Origin of the sequence: Moorena sp. SIO1F2, from assembly GCF_010672755.1 — a bacterium.
Lineage (GTDB): Bacteria > Cyanobacteriota > Cyanobacteriia > Cyanobacteriales > Coleofasciculaceae > Moorena.
This window is the reverse complement of the sequence record NZ_JAAHFV010000447.1, coordinates 1-4,730: the sequence shown is the minus strand read 5'-3', so window position 1 is coordinate 4,730 and position 4,730 is coordinate 1. Positions and strand designations below refer to the sequence as shown.

Below are 4,730 nucleotides of genomic sequence, written 5' to 3'. Positions count from 1 at the left end.
CGAAACTCATCAAGAGGATGCTCTGTACTAAGTACTTAGTACAGAGCATCCTCTTGATGAGTTTCGATCGTGCAATCAGAGGTGGGGTAGGCCACACAGGTCAGAACGTAGCCAGCCGCAATTTGCTCATCATCCAGGAAGGATTGGTCTGACTGGTCAACAGTACCACTGGTTACTTTGCCAGCACAGGTAGAGCAGGCACCCGCACGGCAGGAATAAGGCAGATCTAAACCTTGCTCTTCAGCAGCGTCGAGAATGTATTCGTCTTCAGGAACGTCAATGGTTGTATTTATACCTTCCGCGTCATTTTTCAAGGTGACTTTGAAAGTAGCCATGTTTTACTAATCCCCTTTGTTATTATTACTTAGATTATTACTTAGTAAAGAGCTTCCTCGATTTAGCGTGATTTCTCCATCACCCTATTACCTAATCATCTCATCACCCGATTTTCGGCTAAGGGGAAGTAAAGAGCTTGAAGAGTAAAACACCCAATTTCTAAACTCTCCTACTTCCCCTCTGTTATTAGTACATATATTAGTACTTAGTACAGAGCTTCCTCTTGATGAGTAGTGATCGTGCAATCAGAAGTGGGGTAGGCCACACAGGTCAGAACGTAGCCAGCCGCAATTTGCTCATCATCCAGGAAAGATTGGTCTGACTGATCAATCGTACCACTCTCTAGTTTGCCAGCACAGGTAGAGCAGGCACCCGCACGGCAGGAATAAGGCAGATCTACACCTAGCTCCTCGGCAGTGTCGAGAATGTATTCGTCTTCAGGACAGTCAATGGTTTGATCCCCATCTGGCGTTTTCAAGGTGACTTTGTAAGTTGCCATGTTTTAGTAATCCTCTCGTAAAACAATAGTAGAGACGTTGTGAGTATACGGCAAAAGCCTATCCTTTGCTTGAAGGAGCTTGGCATGCTTATTTTTACTCCATCTCTGATACTACGGGAAAACTCTCAGTAGATTAAGACCGATTAAGAATGAAAGGCTTAATCCCCAATTTGATAAGTTTTACTTATATAATCTCCACAAGTATCTACACCAGAGAGTTAGCTCTCAAACCGCTCCATGAAAATGCTCTAAGATATAGTTTTAAAAGGATTTTTACAGATCCTATCTCCCTAAGATAACTTCAGCAAAATCCTTAGGGATTTATAATTAGGAATACTTATCATTACCATCCAAGACCTGTATCCACACATCAGGTGATCCGGTGATGGGCTGATGGATAAAAAGGTATATCACTTGCCAGGCTTGAGATCGGTTTTGCGGTATCATGGTAAGTTTGCAATGACCAGCAAAAAAGGAACAGAAACTGCAATGGCTCAGATGTATTACGATACCGACGCTAACCTAGACCTACTGGCGGATAAAACTATAGCTATCATCGGCTATGGTTCTCAAGGTCACGCCCACGCCCTTAATCTTAAAGAAAGTGGTATGAATGTGATCGTGGGACTGTATCCAGGTAGTAAGTCTAAGACGAAAGCTGAAGAAGCAGGCTTAACCGTCCACACAGTGGCTGATGCTGCTAAAGCGGCTGACTTGGTGATGATCCTGCTGCCGGATGAAGTGCAAAAAACCATTTATCAGGCAGAAATTGAGCCAAATCTGACCGAGGGTAATGTTATTGCCTTTGCCCACGGCTTCAATATTCATTTTGGTCAAATTGTTCCCCCAGAGTTCGTAGATGTGATCATGGTTGCTCCCAAAGGTCCAGGACATTTGGTGCGGCGCACCTATGAACAGGGAGAAGGGGTACCTTGTCTATTTGCTGTTTACCAGGATGCCACAGGTCAAGCACGCGATCGCGCCATGGCTTACGCCAAAGGAATTGGTGGTACCCGTGCCGGGATTCTTGAAACTACCTTCCGGGAAGAAACAGAAACTGACCTATTTGGTGAGCAAGTCGTATTGTGTGGCGGCTTGAGTGAATTGATTAAATCCGGATTTGAGACCCTAGTTGCTGCTGGTTATCAACCAGAATTGGCCTATTTTGAATGCCTTCATGAAGTCAAACTGATTGTTGACCTAGTGGTGGAAGGTGGTTTAGCTAACATGCGGGATAGCATCTCCAACACTGCTGAATATGGTGACTATACCCGTGGGCCAAGGATTGTTACTGATGAAACTCGCGCCGAGATGCGTAAAATCCTCAAAGAAATTCAATCAGGTCAATTCGCCCGTGAATTTGTCTTGGAAAATCAGGGAGGTAAACCGGTCTTCACTGCTATGCGCCGTCAGAATAAAGAACATCCCGTCGAGGAAGTCGGTAAAGACTTACGCGCTATGTTCAGCTGGTTGAAAAAAGTTTAAGCATTGTTGACTGTTGACGGTTTACTATTAACCTCTTAAATCAGGGCTTTTTAACTGAGGACTTATTTATAATCAGGACTTACGTCATGACTTTACTTGTCGGATGGGGAAATAACTCATATTTGGCGTAAGTCCTGTAAATTTGAGATTTTATAGCAGTCGAAGCCAAGGTTAAGACATATTTCTGTTCCCTGTTCCCTGTTCCCTATTCCCTGTTCCCTTTAAAGCAAAATATTATGTCCTAAACTATACTTCCGTTGCTATAGTGGGACGATGATGACTCCAAGGGTTTGCTGCTTCTAACTGAGCCGCTAATGCCAATAGTGTTGCTTCTGATGCTGGAGGTCCCACTAACTGAATTCCGACAGGTAAACCCTTGTCATCAAAACCAGCAGGAATTGCGATCGCAGGAAGTCCAGTAGCATTAAATGGTGGACACGGTCCAATCCAATTAATAATATTCTCCAAGGTTTCTTCATAACTCAAATCGTCCCATTCTCCTACCCGAATCGGTGGATGTAAATAAGTAGGCAACACTAGCACATCATAAGTGTTAAAGAATCCCACAATTTGACGGGCTATAATTTGTAGCTTAGTCACCGCTTGTAAGTATTCCCCAGCAGTACCGGATTGTTCAGCAATCCAGCGATTAATCGGACTTAAGGCTTCTAGGGGAATTCCTGCTGACGTTACCCCAGCTTGCCATACTGTCTTAAATGGTTCTACTATGTCACTGAAATCTGGACAACCCCGTTCAACCAGATGTCCCATCCCTTCCAGTCGCTGCACCGTTTCCAGCACAATCTTTTCACATACAGCTGACGCTTCTCCCATTGGTTTAATCGATGTGGCAAAACTAATCCGCAAATTATCCAGTTGTTGATGGGTAGCCTCTAGAAACGATATCTCTGGGTCAGGTAACCAGTAAGGGTCTCCAGTAATATAGCCAGACATCACATCCAGTAAAGCAGCTGCATCAGCTACCGTCCGTGCCATCGGACCAATACTAGCAATACCACTTTGAAAGTCTCCTACTGGAGCGGAAGAAATACGACCTCGTGTCGGTTTAATCGCCACCAAACCACAGCAAAAGGCTGGACCGCGTAGGGAACCGCCACCATCGGAACCTTGGGCAATGGGAGATAAGCCAGCTGCTACTGCTCCAGCTGAACCGCCACTAGACCCCCCTGGTGTGTAGTCCAGATTCCAGGGATTGCGAGCCGGTGGAAATCCTGGGGGTTCGGTATAGGGTAAGGAACCCAGTTCAGAGGTAGCGGTTTTACCTAAAATAATGAATCCAGCTTGCTTGATGCGGGTGATTACCCCATCATCATAGTTAGCAATATTGTCTTTGAGGGCAGCAACACCAAAGCTACAAGGGAGTCCTTCTACAGCCCTGAGGTCTTTAATGGCAATCGGGACACCAAAAAATGGAGGGAGTTTAGAGGTATCGGTAGTTTGGGCAAGTTGTTCGGTTTTGGCTTTAGCATCCGCAAGTGCCATCTCAGACGCCACAGTGAAGTAACTCCCTAGTTGGGGATTTAATGCTTCGATGCGTTCAAGGTAGAGTTGGACTAATTCCAGGGGTGATATCTCACCCTTGCGGATCAGTTGGGCTTGGTCTAGAGCTGGAGTAAAGGCTAGGTCAACTTGATTCATAATGGTTCTTTGCTATCAAGGGATGCTAATTTCTCAAAAAAAATGCCTAAGAGTATTGCTAGGCAAAACTTTTAGGCATTCAGATGCTAGTTAGTAAAAACTGAATTATTAAAATCTCAAAGCTATACGGAGTAAGACTTTGAGAGACTTTTTGTTAAACGTTGCTTAAATCCTAAGGATATAGCAGCTTAGGGGGTTAACCCAAACCCTAGCTGTCTTAAGATTAATTTTATTTAGACGCTATTATACCACTTAATTTTATAAATTGGTATAACACATCGTCAAATCCTGGTGATTTTCCGGAAGTTTCCGAAAAATACTGGCCAGGTTGCAGCTACCAAAGAGCCAGACTTCTTCGTTAATCTAATCATTATACCACTTCACCGCCTCAATACACAATATGCCTTCACCCTTTCCTGGGATGAATCCCTATCTGGAAAAACCTGAATATTGGTCACAAGTCCACAAGTGGCTAATTGTCCTGATTGCCCAAAGCCTTAACCCCCAACTACGTCCGAAGTATCGGGTAGCAATTGAGGAAAGAGTCTATCCTGCTCACCACCAATAAAGACAATCACACCAACAAGTAGAGATAGATTACCAACTAGTCCCAAAATTTCTAGCAATGCTAATCTATTGAGGTAATCCAGAACAGGCTCTAAAAACTTTATTTCTATGCTGAACGCTCACTGCATTACCCTGTCCAAAATGGATAGTTTCTCCCTCGATACCTGATGCTTCTGATGCCAAT

The 4,730-nt window shown here is 44.2% G+C and carries 4 protein-coding genes and 1 pseudogene; 2 read left to right on the top strand and 3 right to left on the bottom strand.

From position 1 onward, the window contains the following. Positions 1 to 35: 35 nt before the first annotated feature. Positions 36 to 335 carry a ferredoxin gene (locus F6J94_RS30555; RefSeq protein WP_293047155.1) on the bottom strand — a complete coding sequence of 100 codons (300 nt, stop codon included), beginning with the start codon at positions 333 to 335 and terminating at the stop codon, positions 36 to 38. A 206-nt stretch (positions 336 to 541) separates the two neighbouring features. Then, positions 542 to 835 carry a ferredoxin gene (locus F6J94_RS30550; RefSeq protein ID WP_293047153.1) on the bottom strand — a complete coding sequence of 98 codons (294 nt, stop codon included), beginning with the start codon at positions 833 to 835 and terminating at the stop codon, positions 542 to 544. A 489-nt stretch (positions 836 to 1,324) separates the two neighbouring features. Between F6J94_RS30550 and ilvC the strand changes: the two genes are divergently transcribed. Beyond that, positions 1,325 to 2,320 carry a ketol-acid reductoisomerase gene (gene ilvC / locus F6J94_RS30545; protein ID WP_075905891.1) on the top strand — a complete coding sequence of 332 codons (996 nt, stop codon included), beginning with the start codon at positions 1,325 to 1,327 and terminating at the stop codon, positions 2,318 to 2,320. Between the two features lie 246 nt (positions 2,321 to 2,566). Here ilvC and F6J94_RS30540 read toward each other — a convergent pair whose 3' ends face one another. Then, entirely contained in the window at positions 2,567 to 3,979 is a 1,413-nt protein-coding gene (locus F6J94_RS30540; protein ID WP_293047152.1) for an amidase, read from the bottom strand. A 400-nt stretch (positions 3,980 to 4,379) separates the two neighbouring features. On the opposite strand from F6J94_RS30540, the pseudogene F6J94_RS30535 reads away from it, so the two are divergent. Further along, a pseudogene (locus tag F6J94_RS30535) lies at positions 4,380 to 4,529 on the top strand (DUF4058 family protein); the annotation flags it as partial. Between the last annotated feature and the right edge of the window lie 201 nt (positions 4,530 to 4,730).